This window comes from Streptomyces sp. NPDC050535, from assembly GCF_044457665.1.
Taxonomy (GTDB): Bacteria; Actinomycetota; Actinomycetes; order Streptomycetales; family Streptomycetaceae; genus Streptomyces.
The window spans coordinates 157,678-177,286 of the sequence record NZ_JBITHE010000001.1 but is presented as its reverse complement, the minus strand read 5'-3'; the positions used below and the strand labels follow the sequence as shown (position 1 = coordinate 177,286).

Below are 19,609 nucleotides of genomic sequence, written 5' to 3'. Positions count from 1 at the left end.
CCGTTCGGCTCAACTTCGACACGGTCGGCGACCCGTCCGCGAGCACCGCGACGACAACAGTGCGGACATAATGACTCAAACCTCCAACCCCGCACAGTGATCGAGGCGTTCCAGATGAGTCTGAGCATCCGCAACCAGCTTCCCGGCACCGTCGCGTCCGTCACCCCGGGTGAGGTGATGGCGACGGTGAAGGTCCGCCTCGACGGCGGTCAGGACCTCACCGCGGCCGTCACCCTGGAAGCTGTCGAGGACCTGGGACTGGCCGCGGGCTCCTCGGTCCGCGCGCTGATCAAGTCGACGGAGGTGTCGCTGGCCACCGGCCCGGTGAGCGGGGTCAGCATCCGCAACCAGCTCCCCGGCACGGTCACCGACGTCACCACCGGTGGCGCCATGGCCCGCGTCAAGGTCGACGTGGCGGGCGGCGAACTGACCTCCGCGATCACCAGGGACGCGGTCACGGAACTCGGCCTGGCCACCGGTTCCCCGGTCGTGGCGCTCATCAAGGCCACCGAGGTGTCACTCTCCAACGCCTGAGCCGCGTGGACCGGCGGAGTCGACCGACTGAAGTCCCTTCGCCGCACGAGGCTGTTCGGCGGGTAAGGGTGCGTGCTGGAATGCTGTGATGTCTGACTTCGCCGACAGCACGGGAGCCGCGTTCGTCGCGGGCGGCACGGGTGGCATCGGCGCGGCGGTGGTGCGGATGCTGGCCGAGCGGGGCAGCGACGTGGCGTTCACGTATCGCGCCAACCAGGCCGCGGCCGACGCTCTCGCCGGCGAGGTGAAGGCGTCCGGCCGCCAAGTACTCGCGCGGCGCCTCGACTTGAGCGACGAGGCGGCCACGGCGGGGGTGGTGGCCGAGGCAGCCTCGGCGTTCGGCGGCATCCACACCCTGGTGTACGCGGCGGGCCCGCACGTCCCGATGGTGCATCTGAGCGAGGTCACGCCGAGCCGGTACCGCGCCCAACTCGACGCGGACGCAGGGGGGTTCTTCAACCTGGTGCACGCGGCGCTGCCGAGGCTGCGGGAGAGCCGGGGCAACATCGTCGCCGTCACCACCGTGGCCACCCGCCGGTATCCGGTCCGCGACGGGCTCTCCTCGGGTACGAAGGGCGCGGTCGAGGCGGTCGCGCGGGCACTGGCCGCCGAAGAGGGGCGGTACGGGGTACGCGTGAACTGCGTCGGCCCCGGCATGCTGACCGACGGCAACGCCGCACGTCTTATCAGCTCCGGCGAACTCGACGCCGGGGCACTGGAGATCGCCCGGCGCAACATCCCGCTGCGCCGGTTCGGCGACGCGAGGGACATCGCCGAGGCGGTCGCGTTCCTGGCGTCCGACCGGGCCGGTTTCATCACCGGGCAGGCGCTGGGCGTGGACGGCGGATACAGCGTCTAGACACTCGCGGAGCAAGTCCGAGCGATTCAACTGCGCCCAGTAGCCGCCGGATCACCTCATTCTCGCGTCGACCGCGTTGTCGGCGCGGGCCTCGCCCCAGACGTGCCGGCCGCCCTGCCTTCGAGATCACCTGTTCCGCGTTGACCAGCGCATACCGCGGCAACCGCTACTCCGCAGGCGTGACATCGAGGCCAGGCGCCCGCGCCGCGCCTGGCAGGCGCTGTCGTCCAGGACGAGATCACCGTGGTACGGCGTGCCGTCCCGCCGCCCCGGGGGTGAGCCGGTGTCCGCGGGACAGACCCTCCATGCCGTGCTCCCGGACCCGGCCGGTCAGATAGGAGATGCGGTTGAGAGCGCCCTCGATCTCCGGGATGTCCGTCGAGGCCGGGGCGCCTGACGGCGGTGGGGCGGGCATGGTCGGAGGCTACATCTAGTTGCCTGACTCAAGTAAGTTAATTGTCGGCCAGGCGTACTGCGCTCTCAGTAGCGGATGTGTCGGCAGGCGCACGACGACGGGACACCCCGCCCCCGGAGACCCTGCGAAGCCGAGCCCCGGCGCGCATCAGGCGAACACCCGCGCAGGGACCATCCGAGACGGAAGAGCGGGACACCAAGATGGGAACGTACATACGGACAGGACTCGCCGGCGCGGGTATCGCCTGCGGCCTGCTGCTCCTCGTGGTCAGCGTCGGGCACAACGGCGACGACGACCCCGCCGCCTCCACCCGGCCTAAAAGCGCGGCCATGACACCCCCGACCGGCCCGTACGTCGCGCTGGGCGACTCCTACACCTCCGGCCCGCGGATCCCCGCCCAGACGGGCAGGCCCGCCGGGTGCGACCGCTCCGACCGCAACTACCCGGCGCTGGTCGCCAAGGAGCTGGAGATCAAGGCGGCCGACTTCCGCGACATGAGCTGCGGTGGCGCCACCCTCGCCGACCTGTCCGCGCCGCAGACCACCGGCGACGGGGTCAACCCCGCCCAGTTGTCGGCGCTGTCGGCCTCGACCAGGCTGGTCACCATCGGCATCGGCGGGAACGACATCGGCTTCGCTTCGCTGGTCAAACAGTGTGTCCAGCAGGGCGCCCTCTTCGTCGCGACAGGCAGCGGCAAGTACACCGGCGACGACGCGCCCTGCCGCGGTCAGTACGTCTCCGGGGACACCGACGAGATACGGCAGCGGATCCGGACGGCGGGGGAATCCCTGACCAGCGCGCTGCGCGAGATCGAGCGCCGTGCCCCGCGGGCCCAGGTTTACGTCGTGGGATACCCGGCGATCCTGCCCGCCGAGGGCGTCGGCTGCGACGACGACATGACTCTCGCCCCCGCCGACTCGACGTTCCTCGATGCCGAGGAGCGCCTGCTCAACAGCACCCTGCGGGACCGGGCGCAGGCCGCCGGGGCCGGATACGCCGACACGTACACCCCCTCCACCGGCCATGACGCCTGTTCCGCGCTGAGGACCCGCTGGGTGGAGCCCCTCCTTCCGGCGAGCCCCGCCGCACCCGTCCACCCCAACGAGCGCGGGGAGCGCGGCATGGCCGACGCGGTCCTGCGCACCCTCAGGACAACGCGGTGAACCCGGCGCGCACCGCGAACACCGGCCGCCCGTGGCGACGTACGGCCGGTCGACTCGGCTGGGCCGCCGTCTGACCCGGTGAGGCCGAGGCGGCCGTGTCGTGGTCCCCAGGCTCCGTCGTTCCCGAGGACCACACGCCGGCCGGGCGTACTGCGTTCTGAGTAGTCCGGATTGTCGGCAGCCGCACGACGACGGGGCACCCCGCTCGCCGGGAGTCTTGGCAGGTATCCGAGATCAGATGTGGAGACCTCCGCCCGTGGCTACTTTTCTCTATCGACTGGGCCGTCTGGCCTTTCGGCGGCGCTGGTTCGCCGCCCTCCTGTGGGTGGCGGTGCTCGGTGGCGTCGGTTTCGGCGCGGCCACCGCACCGGCCGCCCCCGACCAGAGCAACGCCATGCCGGGCATCGAGTCCCAGAAGGCGTTCGACCTCATGGAGCAACGTTTCCCCGGCGCCACCGCCGACGGGGCGAGCGCCCGTGTCGTGTTCGTCGCGCCCCACGGGCAGAAGGTCACCTCGTCCGAGAACCGCGCGGTCATCGAGAAGTTCGTGGCCGAGGCGTCCGACGGTTCGCAGGTCGCCAGTGCCGTGAGCCCCTTCCAGGCGAAGGCGGTGAGTGAGGACGCGTCGACGGCGTACTCCACCGTCACCTACAAGGTGACGGCGGACGATCTCACCGACACCGCCAAGAACACCCTGGAGTCCGCCGTCAGGGAGGCCCAGGGCGCGGATCTGACCGTCGAGGTGGGCGGAACGGCGCTGGCGACCCAGCCTTCGGCGGGCGGTACGGCCGAGGTGATCGGCGTCTCCATCGCGGCCGTCGTCCTGCTGATCACCTTCGGTTCGCTGGCCGCCGCGGGGCTGCCGCTGCTGACCGCGATCATCGGGGTCGGCGTCAGCATGGCCGCGATCATGGCGCTGGCCAGTGCGTTCGGCCTGTCCTCCACGACGGGCACGCTGGCCACGATGCTGGGTCTTGCGTGCGGCATCGACTACGCGGTGTTCATCGTCTCCCGCTATCGGGAGGAGCGCGCCAAGGGCCACCCGCCCCAGGAGGCGGTGGGTCTGGCCACCGGTACCGCCGGGTCCGCGGTCGTCTTCGCGGGACTCACCGTCGTCATCGCGCTGGCCGGCCTCGCGGTCGTCGGCGTGCCGATGCTCACCAAGATGGGCCTGGCCGCCGCCGGGGCGGTCGCCGTCGGCGTCCTGATCGCGCTGACGCTGGTCCCGGCCCTGCTCGGCTTCTGGCCGAACGCCGTGCTGTCCCGCTCGGCCCGCAGGCACGGCCGGGTCAAGGAGGCGAGTGAGAACAACGGGGGCACCCGCTGGGCGCGGTTCGTCCTGCGCCGCCCGCTGCCGGTGCTCCTCCTCTCGGTGGCCGGCCTCGGCGTCCTCGCGATCCCGGTGACGGGTCTCCAGCTCGGCACCAGCGGCGACGAGGCCAAGCCCACCTCGACCACCGAGCGCCGCGCCTACGACGACCTCGCGCGGGGCTTCGGCCCCGGCTTCAACGGCCCGCTGACCATCGTCGTGGACGCCATGGGCGCCACGGACGCGAAGGCCGCGGTCCAGACGATCGGACAGAAGATCGGTGACACGGCGGGAGTCGTCTCCGTCTCGACCCCCCGCTTCAACCCCGCGGGCGACACGGCGGTCTTCTCCGCCGTCCCGGCCGACGCGCCGACCAGCGAGAAGACCAAGGACCTCGTCCAGACCATCCGCGACGACCGGCCCGCGACCGAGTCCTCGGCCGGCGCGGAGTTCGAGGTCACCGGCACCACCGCGCTCAACATCGACGTCGCGCGGAAGATGCAGGACGCGCTGATCCCGTACCTGGTCGTCGTGGTGGGCCTGGCCATCGTGCTGTTGATGGTGGTCTTCCGCTCGATCCTGGTACCGGTCAAGGCCGCATTCGGTTTCCTCCTGTCGGTCCTCGCGGCCCTCGGTTCCGTCGTCGCGGTCTTCCAGTGGGGCTGGGGCGCGGATCTCCTCGGCGTCGAGTCGACCGGCCCGATCATGAGCATGATGCCGATCTTCCTGGTGGGCATCGTCTTCGGTCTCGCCATGGACTACGAGGTGTTCCTCGTCGCCCGGATGCGGGAGGCGTACGTCCACGGGGACGGGCCGGGTCAGGCGGTGGTCACCGGGTTCCGGTACAGCGCCCGGGTCGTGGTGGCGGCCGCGCTGATCATGATGGCGGTGTTCTCCGGATTCATCGGCGCCGGCGAATCCATGATCAAGATGATCGGCTTCGGCCTCGCCATCGCCGTACTCTTCGACGCGTTCGTCGTCCGGATGGCGCTGGTGCCCGCGGTCCTCGCGCTGCTGGGCAGAGCGGCCTGGTGGATGCCGCGTTGGCTGGACCGGATCCTGCCGCGCGTCGACGTGGAGGGCGAGGCGCTCGGCCGGCACACCGTCGGCGCCCCGGCGCGGCCGGACCCGGCCGGCCTGGAGTCGGCTCGCGTCTGAGGACCCCGCGCCCGGTCTTCCGAGTCGGGAAGGCCAGGGCCGCCCGTGGTGACACGGGCGGCCCTCGTCGGCGGTTCGTCCGCGGCGGCGCACACCATGGACCCAGCTCGCCCCGACCGGAGAACCGATGATCGCCAGTTTGCAGAGATACGTGAAGGACCATCCCCGCTTCGTCGATCTGATGGTCATCGTCCAGGTGCTGCTCCTCTCCCTCCTGGGCAGCGCGACCAGCCTCCGGGAAGCGTCGGGAGTGGAGATCCCCTGGTGGCCCGGAACGCTGCTGGCCTTCATCGGTTCGCTCGCCCTGTGGTGGCGCCGCGGTCACCCCCGCACCGTCGTGGCGCTGACCGCGGTCACCGTCAACACCGGCAGCGCGGTGGGTTATCTGCTCACTCCGCTGCTCCTCGCGCCCCTGATGGTCGCGCTGTACGCCCTGGCCATGTACACCGACCGCAGGACGGGACGCGCCGCCCTCCTCGCCGTCGTCGTCCTGCTGGTGGGTACAGCCATGATCGGCGACCACTACGACCACCCATGGCCCCTCAAGACGATCGGCCCCGTCTTCTGGGTGCTGACTCCGCTCGCCTGGGGCACCGCGACCCGCCTGCGGCACGCCTACCTGGAGGCCGCGCAGGCTCGCGCCGAGTACGCCGAGCGCACCCGCGAGGAGGAGGCACGGCACCGTGTCGCCGAGGAACGCATGCGGATCGCCCGCGAACTGCACGACGTGGTCGCCCATCACATGGCCCTGGCCAACGCGCTGGCCGGCACCGCCGCACACCTCGCGCGCACCCACCCCGACCAGGTCCCGCGCATGCTCGACGACCTGGCCGGTACGACGTCCTCGGCACTGCGTGAACTCAAGTCCACCGTCGGCCTGTTGCGTCAGCCGGACGACCCCGGCGCACCCCTCGAACCGGCCCCCGGCCTGGGCCGGCTCTCCGACCTGACCACCGCGTTCGCCGCCGCCGGGCTCTCGGTGACCGTCACCGCCGACGGAACGGAACAGCCGCTCTCACCGGGCGTGGACGTGACGGCGTACCGGATCGTGCAAGAGGCACTCACCAACGTCGCCAAGCACGCCGCCGCGCGGACGGCACGCGTCCACCTCGGCTACTCCCACGACTGGCTCAGGATCACGGTCAGCGACGACAGCGACGCGGCGGCGCCCGCCGCTCCCTCGCCGAGCGGCGGCTTCGGAGTCATGGGTATGCACGAGCGCGCCCGGTCCGTCGGCGGCCGTCTCCAGGCGGGCCACCGCCCCGACGGCGGCTTCAGCGTGACGGCGGAACTGCCGATCCGCGCCTAGAACCCGGACTTCCACCCCACTCCGTACGCCCGAACCCCGCACCTCCGAACCCCGTACTCCGTACGTCCGAACTCCGTACGTCCGACCAGTTCACGTCCAGCCGCTTCCGGCCGGCCCCAGATTCGGAAGAAGACAGCCCCAGATGACCATCCGCGTCCTCCTCGCCGACGACCAGGCCCTGCTGCGGGCCACGTTCCGGATCCTGATCGACTCCTGCGACGACCTGACCGTCGTCGGCGAGGCCACCGACGGCGGGGAAGCCCTCGAGCTCGCCCGTGTCCACCGCCCCGACCTCGTCCTCATGGACATCCGGATGCCCGGCACGGACGGTCTCGCGGCCACCGCCGCCATCTGCGCCGACCCGGACCTGTCCGCCACCCGCATCCTCATCCTGACCACGTTCGAGATCGACGAGTACGTCGCCCAGGCGCTGCGCGCGGGCGCGAGCGGCTTCCTCGGCAAGGACGTCCGCGCCGACGAACTCCTGGACGCCATCCGCACTGTGGCCTCCGGAGACAGCCTCCTCTCCCCGCTGGCCACCCGCGCGCTCATCACCCGCTTCCTCGCCACCCCGGCCCCCGGCGCCCCGCTCGCGCTCCCCGGTGCCCTCGACGCCCTCACCGCCCGCGAACGAGAGGTGATGGCCCTGGCCGCCGAGGGCCGGTCCAACACCGAGATCGCCGAGCAGCTCTTCGTCAGCCCCTTGACCGTACGCACCCATGTGCACCGCGCGATGACGAAACTGAACGCCCGCGACCGGGCCCAACTGGTCGTGATCGCCTACCAGTCGGGCCTGGTGCATCCGGCGCCGCCGCAGGGCTGAGCGGGCGGCGAGCAGTCACCGCTCGGCAGGTTTCCGGCGAGCGGATGCCGTGCCAGGTCATGGAGCCATGGGGTGCCGCCTGAAACCCGGCCTGAGCGTCGGAGCCTGCTGCGGGCGTGAGAGTCCGGTGCGGGCAGGGCGTCAGAGCCTGATGCGAGCGTCAGAACTTGATCCGGGCGGCTATCGGCAAGTGGTCGCTCCCCGTCGCGGGCAGCGACCAGACGTCGGTGACCGTCGCCGAGCGGGTCAGGATCTGGTCGATGCGCGCCATGGGCAGCCCCGCGGGCCAGCTGAACGCGAATCCCGACTCCGGCGCCCTCATCCGCGAAGTGACCGGATCCAGGCCGCGGTCGTCCACGGTGCTGTTGAGATCCCCGAGCAGAATCACCTGGTCCAGCCGCTCGGCCGCGATCACCTCACCGAGGAGCACAGCGCTCTCGTCACGCGCCGAGGAGCTGAATCCGGTCGTCGGACCGATGCGTACGGACGGCAGGTGAGCCACGTACACAGCGACCTGGCCCTGTGCCGTACGGGCGGTCGCCCGCAGCCCGCGGTTCCAGCCCTCCCCGAATCCCGCCGGTCTGACGTCCACCAGCCGTACGTCGGAGAGCGGGAACTTCGACCAGAGTCCGACCGTGCCCCTGGTGGCGTGGTGGGGATAGTCCGGCGCCAGGACCGCCGCGAAGGCCGGCGTCGCGGAAGGCGTCAGCTCCTCCAGGGCGATGAGATCCGCCCCGGTCCCGGCCAGTGACCGCGCGGTGCCCGCCGGATCGGGGTTCTCGTCGCTGACATTGTGCTGAACGGCGGTGACCTGCGCCGCCGGGTCATGGCCGGGAAGCAGCAGACCGCCGAAGAGACTCGTCCAGGCGGCGACGGGGACCAGCGACGCGATCAGTGCGACGAACGAGCGGCGCAGGACTGCCACGGCCAGCAGTACCGGAACGGTCAGACCGAGCCAGGGAAGGAAGGTCTCCAGCAGGCTGCCGAGCCGGCCGGGCGTGTTGGGAACCACGGAAGGAAAGACCAACAGCAGGGCAACCAGTACGGCGAGCAGCGCGACCACGCGCCCCCGCCTCCATTCGATGGACGTCACACGCTACGACGACGCAGGGGACGTTGATCCGGTTGCGGTCAGCCTGTTGGGGTCAGTCGGCCCGATCACGACCCCCCTCACGCCCACTCACGACCTGGACGCCGTGGTGTGCCTGCGGGCAACCGTCCGCCCACACGGCGTGACCATCTTTGGTCGATTCTGCCCTCTCGCCCCTCTGTCCTGGCATTTCTGGACCTGGTGTGCTCAGGCTTGACCACTCCAGACACAATTCGAGTGTCGAAGTCGCCTCACCAAGGGGTTCACGAATGATCACACTCACCAAGGAAGACGGTCCGGCGGATCTGGCTGGGGTAACCCACCTGACCATCGGCGCGTCCTGGGACCCGACCGTCGGGAGCAGCGGCGGTCTGATGGGGAAGATCCGGCAGAAAGTCGGTACCGACCTCGACCTGATCGCCATCGCCATGCAGGGAGCGGATCCGGTGCGGCTGGCCGGCCTCGACTCCCCCGACCCGCTGGGCAACGGCTCGCTGCTGCACAGCGGCGACAACCAGACCGGCCAGGGGGACGGCGACGACGAGACGGTGACCGTCCAGCTCGATCGCGTGCCGGCCAACATCACGTCCATCGTGTTCGTCGCCGCCGCGTACAAGAAGGGCAGCAGCTTCCAGAAGGCGCGGAACATCAGTTTCAAGGTGTACGACGCTACGGGCGGCAGCTCCCAGCAGGTCGCCGACATCTGGCCGAGCCTGCTCAGCGCCGACAACGGCTGCGCCGTGGCCAAGGCCATGCGGGCCGGCGGGACCTGGAAGCTCCAGGTGATCAACGAGACCGGGAAGATCAAGCAGGGCGACGAGAAGGCCCTGATGCGCTTCGCCGTGAGCAAGTAGCACGGTCCGGGTCGGCGCCCTCACCGGCGCCGACCCGCACGCGTCAGCCGATGCCACAGGCACGCACGCGTCGGCCCACGGCACAGGCACGCACGCGTCAGCCGATGCCGGAGGCCCGGGTCAGGACTCCGTCCGGCCGCGGGCGTGCTTGAACCGCGTCAGACCGTCCGCGAGTTCGATCAGCGGCTTCGGGTAGTCCAGCTGGGCCCGTTCGTGCTCGGGCAGCCGCCACGGTTCGTGGATCCTGTTCGCCGCGACGTCCCGCAGTTCGGGTACCCAGCGGTGCACGTAGACGCCTTGCGGGTCGAAGCGTTTGCCCTGGATCACCGGGTTGAGCACACGGTTGGGGCGCGTGTCCGTGCCGGTGCCGGCGACCCACTGCCAGTTCAGCTGGTTGTTGACGATGTCACCGTCCACGAGCATGTCCAGGAAGTGGCGTGCCCCGACGCGCCAGTCGACGTACAGCGTCTTGGTCAGGAAGCTCGCCACCAGCAGGCGGGCCCGGTTGTGCATCCACCCCTCGTGGCTGAGCTGCCGCATCGCCGCGTCGACGACCGGGTAGCCGGTGCGGCCCTCCTTCCACGCCGTGATCTCCTCCGCTGCCTCCTCCTCGGTGCGCCAGTCGTCGTCGCGTGAGCGGTAGTCGCGGTCGGAACACTGCGGTCGGACGTCCATCAGCTGGTGGTGGAAGTCGCGCCAGCAGAGCTGCCGGACGAACGCCTCCGCGCCGGGGCCGCCGTGGGCGCGCGCCCGGTGCACGACCTCGACCGGGGAGAGCACTCCGAAGTGCAGGTAGGGCGACAGCCGGGAGGTCGCGTCACCGGCCATGTCGTCGTGCCGCTCCTCATAGTCGGCGAGGCCGCCGCGCCTCCAGTCGGCCAGGAGCCGGCGCCCTTCGCTTTCGCCGCCTGATGGAACCCCGTGGGAGACGCCCGCGACCGACTCGCGGGACGGCAGCGGATCCCCCCGCACGTCCGTCGGCACCGGGACCTTGCGCGGGGCGGCTTCCGGGGCACGCAGGGGAACCTGTGACCAGCGGCGGAAGTACGGTGTGAAGACCGCGAAATGGTCGGAGCCCGCCGGCACCACCGCCCCCGGCGCCACGGCCGTCACCACGGCGTCGTGAGCGATCAGCTCAACGCCCTTCCCGGCCAGCTCCTTTCGCAGCAGCTCCTCACGCCTGTGCGCGAACCGGGTCACTCCGGAGGCGATGTGCACCTCGCGTGCCCCGCAAGCGGCGGCGACCGCACCGACCTCGCGCGCCACCGGCCCGGAGCGCAGCACCAGCCGGCCGCCGCGCTCGCGCAGCGAGGCGTCCAGGTCGGCGAGGCTGTCGGCCAGGAACGCACGCCGGTTGGGCGCGTCGAAGCCGGCGGCGTGGACGGCCGGGTCGAGCACGAACAGTGGCAGCACCTCGTCGGCGGCACGCAGCGCCGCTCTCAGCGGGGGATGATCGTGCAGACGCAGGTCCGAGGTGAACAGGACGACCGCGACAGTCATGCGCCACTCCTGGTGCTGAGCCGAACTACAGGGTGCTGGACTACTGGTGAACGCTTCCGCCGGAGTCCGGGTCACGGATGACGTGTTCCGACGCCGCCTTGTCGTGGGCACTCATCCCTTTGGCCGCCGCCTGGGTGATGTTGCGGGCCATGCCACCGAACACCACGGCGTGGAACGGCGAGACGCTCCACCAGTACGCGTGGCCGAACAGACCTCGAGGGTGGAACAACGCACGCTGCCGGTACCGGGTTCGGCCCTCGTCGTCCTGCTCGGCGTGCATCTCCAGCCAGGCCAGACCGGGCAGCCGCATCTCCGCGCGCAACCGCAGCAGACGCCCGGGTTCGATCTCCTCCACCCGCCAGAAGTCCAGCGAGTCACCGACCCGCAGACGCTCGGCGTCGCGGCGGCCCCGCCTCAGCCCCACACCGCCGACGAAGCGGTCCAGCCAGCCGCGTACCGCCCAGGCGAGCGGGAAGGAGTACCAGCCGTTGTCGCCGCCGATGCCCTCGATCACCTTCCACAGTGCCTCGCGGGACGCCTCGACCGTCAGCTTCCGCTCGTCCTCGTACAGGCTGCCGCCGGCCCAGTCGGGGTCGGTGGGCAACGGATCGCTCGGCGCACCGGGCAGGTCGGCGGACGACCAACGGGTGATGACCTGCGCATCGCGCACCCGGCGCAGCGCCAGGGTCAGGGCCTCGTCGAACGGCAGGGGCCGGCCCGGCAGGTCGGGCACGTAGCGGGCGATCTCGTGCTCCTGGCAGACGACCTCGTGGCGCAGCGACTCCGTCAACGGCCGCGCGATGGACGCGGGCACCGGCGTGACCAGTCCGACCCAGTGGCTGGACAGCCGCGGGGTGAGTACCGGCACGGGCACGATCAGCCTTCGCCGCAGCCCGGCGACATCGGCATACCGGAGCATCATGTCCCGGTAGGTCAGGACGTCCGGGCCGCCGACGTCGAACGCCCGGTCGACGTCGTCCGGCATGGTGGCCGAGCCGACGAGGTACCGCAGCACGTCACGTACCCCGATCGGCTGAACCCGGGTGTTCACCCAGCTGGGGGTGACCATGACCGGCAGCCTCTCGGTGAGGTAGCGCAGCATCTCGAAGGAGGCCGAGCCGGAGCCGATGACCACAGCGGCACGCAGGACCGTCGCGGGGACCGGGGCGTCGAGGAAGATGCGGCCCACCTCCGCGCGTGAGCGCAGATGCGGGGAGAGTTCCCGCTCGGGCACGCCGCGGGGTGTGAGTCCGCCGAGGTAGACGATCCGCCGTACACCCGCGGAGTGCGCCTGCTCGGCGAAGGTCCGGGCCGCGCGGCGGTCGGTCTCCTCGAACCTCGAGCCGGTGCCGAGCGCGTGCACCAGGTAGTAGGCGACGTCGATGCCACGCAGGGCCTCGGCGATCGAATCGGCGTCCGTGACATCGCCCTTGACCACCTCGACGTCGCCCGACCAGGGGTAGTCACGCAGCTTGCCCGGAGTGCGGGCCACGCAACGCACCTGGTGGCCGGCCTCCAGCAGCTCGGGCACCAGCCGCCCCCCGACATATCCGGAGGCACCGGTCACCAGGCACCGCAGTCCGCCTGTATCCGAGGTTCGGCCAGCGTCCACGTCCAGCTCCTCCACCACTCGCGGGTTTCTGCGCCTTCCGTCCGATCATCGCCGCAGCGGCCCGCACGTGCCCGTCGCTACACCGACCGCCCCCTGGCGCGCCCCACCTCATGAGCGAAGAAACAGCAGCTCAGGAGCCCTTCTCCGCAGGCTCAAGAATGGCCACGCACTCCACGTGATGCGTCATAGGAAACAGATCGAACGCCCGCAGCGTCCGTACCTTGTACCCGCCGTCCCGGAAGTACCCCAGGTCACGGGCCAGGGCGGCCGGGTCGCAGGCGACGTACGCGATGCGGCGGGCGCCGAGGGACGCGAGGTGTTCGACGGTTTTCTTGCCGGCGCCGGAGCGGGGCGGGTCGAGGACGATCAGGTCGACCTCGGTGATGCCGGTGCTCGGGAGGACGGATTCGACCTTGCCCTGTTCGATGCGGACGCGGTCGAAGGCGGCGAGGTTGTGCCGGGCGTCCTCGACCGCGCGCTTGCCCGACTCGATGCCGAGGACCGCGCCCTTGTCGCCGAGGCGGTCGGCGAGGGCGCCGGCGAAGAGGCCGACGCCGCAGTACAGGTCAAGCGCCATATCGCCCTTGCGCGGCAGCAGTCCCTGCATGACGGCCTTGACCAGGGTGTCCGGGGCCTGCGGGTGGACCTGCCAGAAGCCGCCGCTGCCGACCCGGTGGGTGCGGCCGTCGGCACGCTCACGGACGAAGGCGCGGCCGTGCACGCGGTGGATGCCGCCGTCGTGCTCCTCGACGCGCATGACGGAGACGGGCTTGTCGAGCTCGACGAGGGGCAGCCGGGCGCCGGGCCGGGGTTCCAGGATCACCATGCGGTCCTGGGAGCCGGAGGCGGCGATCGCCTCGACCGACGCCATGCCGGACCAGTCGCGCTGCTCGATGCCGAGCTCGCTGACCCCTTCCGCGGCAATCATGCAGTGCTCGATGGGCTCGACCTCGTGCGAGCGGTGCCGGCGCAGTCCGGCGTTGCCGTCCGGGTCGACGGCGTACTGCATGCGCGTGCGCCAGGCCGGGACCTCACCGGCCGGCAGCTTGTCGCCCTCGGCGGGCATCACGGTGCCGTCCCAGCCCGCTTCCTCCGGGGTGAGGCCCGCGAGCCGCTGCAACTGCTCGGTGATGACCTCGCCCTTCAGCCGCCGCTGAGCGCCCGGCTTGGCGTGCTGCCAGTCGCAGCCGCCGCAGCGGCCGGGACCGGCGTACGGGCAGGGCGCCTCGACCCGGTCCTTGGAGGGCTCGAGCACGGTGACGGCGTCGGCGCGCAGGAACCGCGCGCCCTCCTCGCCGTCCGTCACGCGCGCGACGACCCGCTCGCCGGGCAGCGTGTGCCGGACGAAGAGGACCTGTCCCTCGGCCGTACGGGCGATGCAGTGCCCGCCGTGGGCGACAGGGCCGACCTCGACCTCGTACTCCTCCCCCACCAGTGATTTCTTCGGTTCTGCCTGCATGGCGGGGTGACTCCAGATGCGAAAAGGTGCGGGAGGGCGGGACGGTCGGACAACAGCCGTCCAGTCTACGTGGCCGCCGCCCGTCCGCTCACCACAAGTCCGCCCGTCCGCTCACCACCACCACGGCCGACCGCTCACCACAACCACGCCGGGACGCGTCAGCCCTTCGCCGAGCCCGAAGACCCCGACGAACCGGATGACCCCGTCGATCCCGACGGCTCCTTCGGACGGTCGTGGGCCGGACCACGCCGGACCGCCCCCGGCGCGCTCCACTCCTGCCGCTTGCGGGCCCGCTTCCTGGCGACCTCGGACGACTGCAGCTGGTAGGGCACCGACGTCACCATCACGCCCGGCGTGAACAGCAGGCGGCCCTTGAGCCGGAGCGCGCTCTGGTTGTGCAGCAGGTGCTCGTACCAGTGGCCGACCACGTACTCGGGGATGATCACGGAGACCACGTCGCGCGGCGAGTCCCGGCGCAGCCCCTTCACGTACTCGATGACGGGACGGGTGATCTCGCGGTACGGCGAGTCGAGGACCTTCAGCGGTACGTCGATGCCTCGCCGCTCCCACTCATCGCGCAGGGCCTTGGTCTCGGCCGGGTCGACGTTGACGCTGAGCGCCTCCAGGCTGTCGGAGCGCATCAGCTTGGCGTAGGCGAGGGCCCGCAGTGTGGGGCGGTGGATCTTGGAGATCAGGACGATGGAGCGGACGCGGGAGGGGCGGACGCTGTCGTCGGAGGGCCCCTCGGGCGCGACCAGTTCCTCGGCCACGCGGTCGTAGTGCTTACGGATCGCGCTCATCGTCGCGTAGAAGATCACCATGCCGAGCAGCGCGACCCAGGCGCCGTGCGTGAACTTCGTGACGAGTACGACGACCAGGACGAGCCCGGTGAAGAAGGCGCCGAAGGTGTTGATCGCGCGGGAGCGGATCATGTGGCGGCGCTTGGTGGGGTCCTTCTCGGTGCGCAGGTGCCGGTTCCAGTGTCGGACCATGCCGGTCTGGCTGAGCGTGAAGGAGACGAAGACACCGACGATGTAGAGCTGGATGAGCTTCGTCGAGTCCGCCCCGTAGACCCAGACGAGCATGGCGGCAGCGAGCGCGAGCAGCACGATGCCGTTGGAGAAGGTGAGGCGGTCGCCGCGGGTGTGCAGCTGGCGCGGGAGGTAGCGGTCCTGGGCGAGGATCGAGCCGAGCAGCGGGAAACCGTTGTACGCGGTGTTGGCGGCGAGGAACAGCACCAGCGCGGTGGCGGCGGCGAGCACGATGAACAGGAAGCTGCCCTTGCCGAAGACCGCCTCCGCGACCTGCGAGATCACCGGGTTCTGAACGTAGTCGGTGCCGACCGCGACGCCGTTGTGGATCAGGTCGACGGCCGGGTTCTCGGCCATCCGGACCTTGGTCGCCATGGCCAGACCGATGATGCCGCAGAACATGGTGACGGCGAGCAGGCCCATCGCCGCGAGGGTGGTCGCGGCGTTCTTCGACTTGGGCTTGCGGAAGGCGGGGACGCCGTTGGAGATCGCCTCGACGCCGGTGAGCGCGGCGCAGCCGGAGGAGAAGGCGCGCAGCAGCAGGAAGACGAGGGCGAAGCCTGCGAGCCCCTGGTGCTCGGCCTCGATGTGGTAGTCGGCGGTCGGCGCCTTCATCGTGTCGTCCAGTACGAACCCGCGGAACGAGCCCCACGCGATCATGATGAAGACGCCCGCCACGAAGACGTACGTCGGAATCGCGAAGAGCTTCCCGGACTCCTTCACTCCGCGCAGGTTCATCAGGGTGAGCAGCACGATGACGCCGACCGCGCAGAGCACCTTGTGTTCGATCACGAACGGGATCGCGGAGCCGAGGTTCTCGATGCCGGACGCGATCGACACGGCGACGGTCAGGACGTAGTCGACGAGCAGCGCGCTGGCGACGGTGAGGCCGGCCCGGGGGCCGAGGTTGGTGTTCGCCACCTCGTAGTCGCCGCCGCCGCTCGGGTAGGCGTGCACGTTCTGCCGGTAGGAGGCGACCACGGTGAACATCAGCACGACGACCGCGAAGGCGATCCAGGGGCTGAAGTGGTAGGCCGACACGCCCGCGATGGAGAGGACCAGGAGCACTTCTCCGGGTGCGTAGGCCACGGAGGAGAGCGGGTCGGATGCGAAGACGGGGAGTGCGATGCGCTTCGGCAGGAGCGTTTCCCCGAGCCGATCACTGCGCAGTGCGCGCCCGATCAGAATCCGTTTGGGCACGTCGGTCAGTTTGGACACGGAGAGGATCGTAAGCGTTCGAACGGTGGGTCGCCCACCTGCCGCCCTGTATCTGCTCCGCATCTGCTCTACGAGTGAAAACAGGCACGTTCCCCGTTGCGGATTCCGCTGCCGCGCAGATCCGCGTGCCTATATGAAAAACATCCACACTTGCCCGCTTATGGAGGTCCCATGCACGCCACCGCGGAGCTCATCGGCGCGGCCGCCGGGCTCGTCGGCCTCGGAATCCTGACTCTTCTGAGCGTCCGCAGCATCAACCGCCGTTGACCTCTCCCTCGCCGCCCTGCCCGCCGCCCTGCCCCGCGTCAACCACCCGGGGGGTCACTCGACATGCCCCGGACGTCCCGCACGCCCGCCCGGCGCAGCCGCGCGCCGGGCGGCAGCGGAGTTGCCCGACATGACACTGACGTGACCCGGATCACAGAAGCGAGCCCGCGCCGGGCCCCCCGACCACGGCCTCCCGTCGGCCCTCAGGGCTTTGCGGATACGGTGGAGGCGGGCAAGCGGGGCCGACGGCTCACACCTGCGCGGGATCACTATCGGGATTCACCGGCATGATGTTGCCCGGCAGGCCGAAAACTGGCCGCAGCGTATCGCCCGGCGAGCCGAGAGAGAGACATGAGCAGGACATTTACGCAGGTCAGAGGCCTAGCGGGGAGTGCGGGGTAAGGCCGTGCATATTGTCATCATGGGCTGCGGACGAGTCGGTTCCGCTCTTGCCCAGACCCTGGAGCAACAGGGGCACACGGTCGCCGTGATCGACCAGGACCCCACCGCCTTCCGACGCCTCGGCTCCGGGTTCGGCGGCCGTCGCGTCACCGGAGTCGGCTTCGACCAGGACACCCTGCGCGAGGCGGGCATCGAGGAGGCCGGGGCGTTCGCCGCGGTCTCCAGCGGCGACAACTCGAACATCATCGCCGCCCGGGTGGCCCGCGAGATGTTCGGCATCGAGAACGTCGCGGCGCGCATCTACGACCCCCGCCGCGCCGAGGTCTACCAGCGCCTGGGCATCCCGACCGTCGCCACCGTCCGCTGGACGGCGGACCAGATGCTCCGCCGGCTGCTGCCCTCGGGCGCCGAGCCGCTGTGGCGCGACCCCACCGGCGGTGTCCAGCTCGCGGAGGTGCACGCCTCCACCGCCTGGGTCGGCCACAAGATCAGCCGCCTCCAGGACGAGACCGGCGTACGCGTGGCCTTCCTCACCCGGCTGGGCGAGGCGGTCCTGCCCACCTCGCAGACGGTGCTGCAGGAAGGCGACCTGGTGCACGTGATGATGCGCACCTTCGACGTGGACAAGGTCGAGGCGTCCTTCGCCAAGGGCCCCGAAGAGGAAGCCGGACACTGATGAGAGTCGCCATTGCCGGTGCCGGCGCCGTGGGTCGCTCGATCGCGGGCGAGCTCCTGGAGAACGGGCACGAGATCCTGCTGATCGACAAGGCGCCGACCGCCATCTCGGTCGAGCGCGTCCCGCAGGCGGAGTGGCTGCTCGCCGACGCCTGCGAGATCACCTCCCTGGACGAGGCCGCGCTCCAGCGCTGCAACGTGGTCATCGCGGCCACCGGCGACGACAAGGTCAACCTCGTCGTCTCCCTGCTCGCGAAGACCGAGTACGGCGTCCCGAGGGTCGTCGCCCGGGTCAACAACCCGAAGAACGAGTGGCTGTTCAACGAGTCCTGGGGCGTGGACGTCGCCGTCTCCACCCCGCGGCTGATGTCGGCCCTGGTCGAGGAGGCCGTCAGCGTCGGCGACCTGGTCCGCCTGCTCCGCTTCAGCCACGGCGACGCCAACCTCGTCGAGCTGACCCTGCCGCCGGAGTCCGCCCTGGCGGGCACGACCGTCGGTGACGTCGAGTGGCCCGAGGACACGTCCCTGGTCACCATCATCCGCGGCACCCGCGTCCTGACGCCCTCCCGGGAGGACTCCCTGGAGGCCGGCGACGAACTGCTGTTCGTGGCCGCGCAGGCCCGCGAGGAGCAGCTGGAGGACCTGCTGTCGGTGCGCCGCGAGGACGCGACCGGCTAGCCCTTTCCGATACGACGTTGGGGGCGCCCGGAGATCTCCGGGCGCCCCCAACGTCGTACGGACCGAAATGCTTACGCCTCTCGGCGGTGGCTGGTCGGCGCGGTGTCGCCGCGCTCCTCGGCGAGCGCGGCCTTGCGCTCCTTCTCGGCCTTCTCCTCGGCCTCCATCTCCGCGAACACGTCGATCGGCGGCGGCGCCTTCGCGAGGAAGACCCAGGTGAGCCAGACGGCGAGCAGGAAGGGCGGGATCTTCAGGGCGATCAGGACCCAGCCGAACTGGGTGGTGTCGCCCCACCAGTAGAGCGGGAAGAGGACCGCGCACTTGGCGAGCAGGATCAGGCCCCAGGCCCAGCTGGCCTTCGCGTACGCCTTCTTGCGGCCGGGGTTGCGGGTGCGCCAGGAGAGGTTCTCCTTGAAGACCGGGCCGAGCATCAGGCCGATCAGCGGGACACCCGCGAGGGTCGTGACGATGTAGGCGAGGGCCAGGCCGAGCGTGTAGAGCATGCCCGGCAGGTAGAAGTCCTTCGCGTTGCCCGTCATCATCGCGAAGACGACACCGAAGGCGACGCCGAAGACACCGCTGAAGGCGTGCTTGACGGTGTCCTTCGTGACCAGGCGGACCACGACGAGCAGCACGGACACCGCGAGGGCGGCGATGGCCGCCGCGTGCAGGTTCTTGTTGATCGTGAAGATGGTGACGAAGAGGAGGCCGGGCACGACCGTCTCGACCATGCCCCGCACACCGCCGAACGCCTCGAAGAGCGCGGCCTCCGTCACCGCCCTCGAGTCCTGCTGGGGGTCTTCGGTCGGCTTGTCGAGCGACGTCACCGGCTACTCCCGTCCGAGCGGTCTGAGTTCGTACTTCGGGTTGAACAGCACCCTACGGCCCCGGCTCATGGAAACGCGGCCCGATGCGATGAGCTTGCGCCCCGGCTCTATGCCGACGATGGAACGCCGGCCGAGCCACACCACATCAAGCGCCGCCGAGCCGTCGAACAGCTCGGCCTCCAGTGCCGGGACTCCGGCTCTCGGCCGCAGAGTGACCGTGCGCAAGGTACCAGTAACCGTGACGATCTGCCGGTCGTGGCAGTCGCCGATACGTGTACAGCCGGCTGTCTCGGCGTCCTCGCGCAGCTCCTCGGACTCCAGGTCCTCCTGGGACGAGGAGAGCCTGTCCAGCATGCGCCGGAACCGGCCCGCCGGTTTTTCGGAACGAGGAACAGCACTCATACCGAAAAGGGTACCGGGGGGCGC

Annotated in this window: 17 protein-coding genes; 9 read left to right on the top strand and 8 right to left on the bottom strand. The window is 70.5% G+C overall.

Annotated features, from left to right (window positions below):
* Positions 1-114 precede the first annotated feature (114 nt).
* Together ACIBLC_RS00755 and ACIBLC_RS00750 are read left to right on the top strand one after the other, a co-directional pair.
* The gene (locus tag ACIBLC_RS00755; protein ID WP_399208408.1) at positions 115-534 is read left to right on the top strand and encodes a molybdopterin-binding protein; all 420 of its coding nucleotides are present in this window, start codon (positions 115-117) and stop codon (positions 532-534) included.
* An 88-nt stretch (positions 535-622) separates the two neighbouring features.
* Positions 623-1,393 (top strand): SDR family NAD(P)-dependent oxidoreductase, encoded by a 771-nt coding sequence (locus ACIBLC_RS00750; RefSeq protein ID WP_399208407.1) that lies wholly within the window; start codon positions 623-625, stop codon positions 1,391-1,393.
* A 238-nt stretch (positions 1,394-1,631) separates the two neighbouring features.
* Here ACIBLC_RS00750 and ACIBLC_RS00745 read toward each other — a convergent pair whose 3' ends face one another.
* Positions 1,632-1,808 (bottom strand): hypothetical protein, encoded by a 177-nt coding sequence (locus ACIBLC_RS00745; protein WP_399208405.1) that lies wholly within the window; start codon positions 1,806-1,808, stop codon positions 1,632-1,634.
* Between the two features lie 200 nt (positions 1,809-2,008).
* Here ACIBLC_RS00745 and ACIBLC_RS00740 point away from each other — a divergent pair, with 200 nt between their 5' ends.
* The 4 genes from ACIBLC_RS00740 to ACIBLC_RS00725 all read left to right on the top strand — a co-directional run bounded on the left by ACIBLC_RS00740 (position 2,009) and on the right by ACIBLC_RS00725 (position 7,570).
* Positions 2,009-2,971, top strand: coding sequence for an SGNH/GDSL hydrolase family protein (locus tag ACIBLC_RS00740; protein ID WP_399208404.1), 963 nt, complete (start codon positions 2,009-2,011; stop codon positions 2,969-2,971).
* A 256-nt stretch (positions 2,972-3,227) separates the two neighbouring features.
* Positions 3,228-5,438, top strand: a complete 2,211-nt coding sequence (locus ACIBLC_RS00735) for an MMPL family transporter (RefSeq protein WP_399208403.1) — start codon at positions 3,228-3,230, stop codon at positions 5,436-5,438.
* A gap of 127 nt (positions 5,439-5,565) precedes the next feature.
* Complete coding sequence (locus ACIBLC_RS00730) at positions 5,566-6,747, top strand: sensor histidine kinase (RefSeq protein WP_399208402.1); 1,182 nt, start codon at positions 5,566-5,568, stop codon at positions 6,745-6,747.
* A 142-nt stretch (positions 6,748-6,889) separates the two neighbouring features.
* Positions 6,890-7,570 (top strand): response regulator, encoded by a 681-nt coding sequence (locus ACIBLC_RS00725; RefSeq protein WP_399208401.1) that lies wholly within the window; start codon positions 6,890-6,892, stop codon positions 7,568-7,570.
* A 160-nt stretch (positions 7,571-7,730) separates the two neighbouring features.
* Here the strand turns inward: ACIBLC_RS00725 and ACIBLC_RS00720 are convergent, their stop codons facing one another.
* Positions 7,731-8,663: an endonuclease/exonuclease/phosphatase family protein gene (locus tag ACIBLC_RS00720; protein WP_399208400.1), complete on the bottom strand. Its 933-nt coding sequence runs from the start codon at positions 8,661-8,663 to the stop codon at positions 7,731-7,733.
* Positions 8,664-8,929: 266 nt separating this feature from the next.
* On the opposite strand from ACIBLC_RS00720, the gene ACIBLC_RS00715 reads away from it, so the two are divergent.
* Complete coding sequence (locus ACIBLC_RS00715) at positions 8,930-9,514, top strand: TerD family protein (RefSeq protein WP_399208399.1); 585 nt, start codon at positions 8,930-8,932, stop codon at positions 9,512-9,514.
* A 120-nt stretch (positions 9,515-9,634) separates the two neighbouring features.
* Here ACIBLC_RS00715 and ACIBLC_RS00710 read toward each other — a convergent pair whose 3' ends face one another.
* The 4 genes from ACIBLC_RS00710 to ACIBLC_RS00695 form a co-directional block, all read right to left on the bottom strand.
* Positions 9,635-11,014 (bottom strand): cryptochrome/photolyase family protein, encoded by a 1,380-nt coding sequence (locus ACIBLC_RS00710; protein ID WP_399208398.1) that lies wholly within the window; start codon positions 11,012-11,014, stop codon positions 9,635-9,637.
* A gap of 40 nt (positions 11,015-11,054) precedes the next feature.
* A complete protein-coding gene (locus tag ACIBLC_RS00705; RefSeq protein WP_399208397.1) occupies positions 11,055-12,626 on the bottom strand; it encodes an SDR family oxidoreductase in 1,572 nt (523 codons plus the stop codon).
* 130 nt (positions 12,627-12,756) lie between these two features.
* Positions 12,757-14,085 carry a class I SAM-dependent RNA methyltransferase gene (locus ACIBLC_RS00700; RefSeq protein WP_399208395.1) on the bottom strand — a complete coding sequence of 443 codons (1,329 nt, stop codon included), beginning with the start codon at positions 14,083-14,085 and terminating at the stop codon, positions 12,757-12,759.
* A gap of 158 nt (positions 14,086-14,243) precedes the next feature.
* A complete protein-coding gene (locus ACIBLC_RS00695) occupies positions 14,244-16,334 on the bottom strand; it encodes an APC family permease (RefSeq protein WP_399208394.1) in 2,091 nt (696 codons plus the stop codon).
* Positions 16,335-17,007: 673 nt separating this feature from the next.
* On the opposite strand from ACIBLC_RS00695, the gene ACIBLC_RS00690 reads away from it, so the two are divergent.
* Together ACIBLC_RS00690 and ACIBLC_RS00685 are read left to right on the top strand one after the other, a co-directional pair.
* Positions 17,008-17,679 (top strand): TrkA family potassium uptake protein, encoded by a 672-nt coding sequence (locus tag ACIBLC_RS00690; RefSeq protein WP_365426248.1) that lies wholly within the window; start codon positions 17,008-17,010, stop codon positions 17,677-17,679.
* Positions 17,679-18,356, top strand: a complete 678-nt coding sequence (locus ACIBLC_RS00685) for a potassium channel family protein (RefSeq protein WP_383681044.1) — start codon at positions 17,679-17,681, stop codon at positions 18,354-18,356. The genes ACIBLC_RS00690 and ACIBLC_RS00685 overlap by 1 nt, the downstream gene beginning before the upstream one ends.
* A 71-nt stretch (positions 18,357-18,427) precedes the next feature.
* On the opposite strand, the gene ACIBLC_RS00680 is transcribed toward ACIBLC_RS00685, so the two are convergent.
* The gene (locus ACIBLC_RS00680) at positions 18,428-19,183 is read right to left on the bottom strand and encodes a DUF3159 domain-containing protein (RefSeq protein WP_399208393.1); all 756 of its coding nucleotides are present in this window, start codon (positions 19,181-19,183) and stop codon (positions 18,428-18,430) included.
* A 3-nt stretch (positions 19,184-19,186) separates the two neighbouring features.
* Positions 19,187-19,585 carry an OB-fold nucleic acid binding domain-containing protein gene (locus ACIBLC_RS00675; protein WP_266474235.1) on the bottom strand — a complete coding sequence of 133 codons (399 nt, stop codon included), beginning with the start codon at positions 19,583-19,585 and terminating at the stop codon, positions 19,187-19,189.
* Between the last annotated feature and the right edge of the window lie 24 nt (positions 19,586-19,609).

Excerpts from the sequence above, each read along its gene's own strand:
- ACIBLC_RS00755 (WP_399208408.1), top strand. The coding sequence starts at position 115 with ATGAGTCTGAGCATCCGCAACCAGCTTCCCGGCACCGTCGCGTCCGTC.
- ACIBLC_RS00750 (WP_399208407.1), top strand. The coding sequence starts at position 623 with ATGTCTGACTTCGCCGACAGCACGGGAGCCGCGTTCGTCGCGGGCGGC.
- ACIBLC_RS00745 (WP_399208405.1), bottom strand. The coding sequence starts at position 1,808 with ATGCCCGCCCCACCGCCGTCAGGCGCCCCGGCCTCGACGGACATCCCG.
- ACIBLC_RS00740 (WP_399208404.1), top strand. The coding sequence starts at position 2,009 with ATGGGAACGTACATACGGACAGGACTCGCCGGCGCGGGTATCGCCTGC.
- ACIBLC_RS00730 (WP_399208402.1), top strand. The coding sequence starts at position 5,566 with ATGATCGCCAGTTTGCAGAGATACGTGAAGGACCATCCCCGCTTCGTC.
- ACIBLC_RS00725 (WP_399208401.1), top strand. The coding sequence starts at position 6,890 with ATGACCATCCGCGTCCTCCTCGCCGACGACCAGGCCCTGCTGCGGGCC.
- ACIBLC_RS00715 (WP_399208399.1), top strand. The coding sequence starts at position 8,930 with ATGATCACACTCACCAAGGAAGACGGTCCGGCGGATCTGGCTGGGGTA.
- ACIBLC_RS00710 (WP_399208398.1), bottom strand. The coding sequence starts at position 11,014 with ATGACTGTCGCGGTCGTCCTGTTCACCTCGGACCTGCGTCTGCACGAT.
- ACIBLC_RS00700 (WP_399208395.1), bottom strand. The coding sequence starts at position 14,085 with ATGCAGGCAGAACCGAAGAAATCACTGGTGGGGGAGGAGTACGAGGTC.
- ACIBLC_RS00685 (WP_383681044.1), top strand. The coding sequence starts at position 17,679 with ATGAGAGTCGCCATTGCCGGTGCCGGCGCCGTGGGTCGCTCGATCGCG.
- ACIBLC_RS00675 (WP_266474235.1), bottom strand. The coding sequence starts at position 19,585 with ATGAGTGCTGTTCCTCGTTCCGAAAAACCGGCGGGCCGGTTCCGGCGC.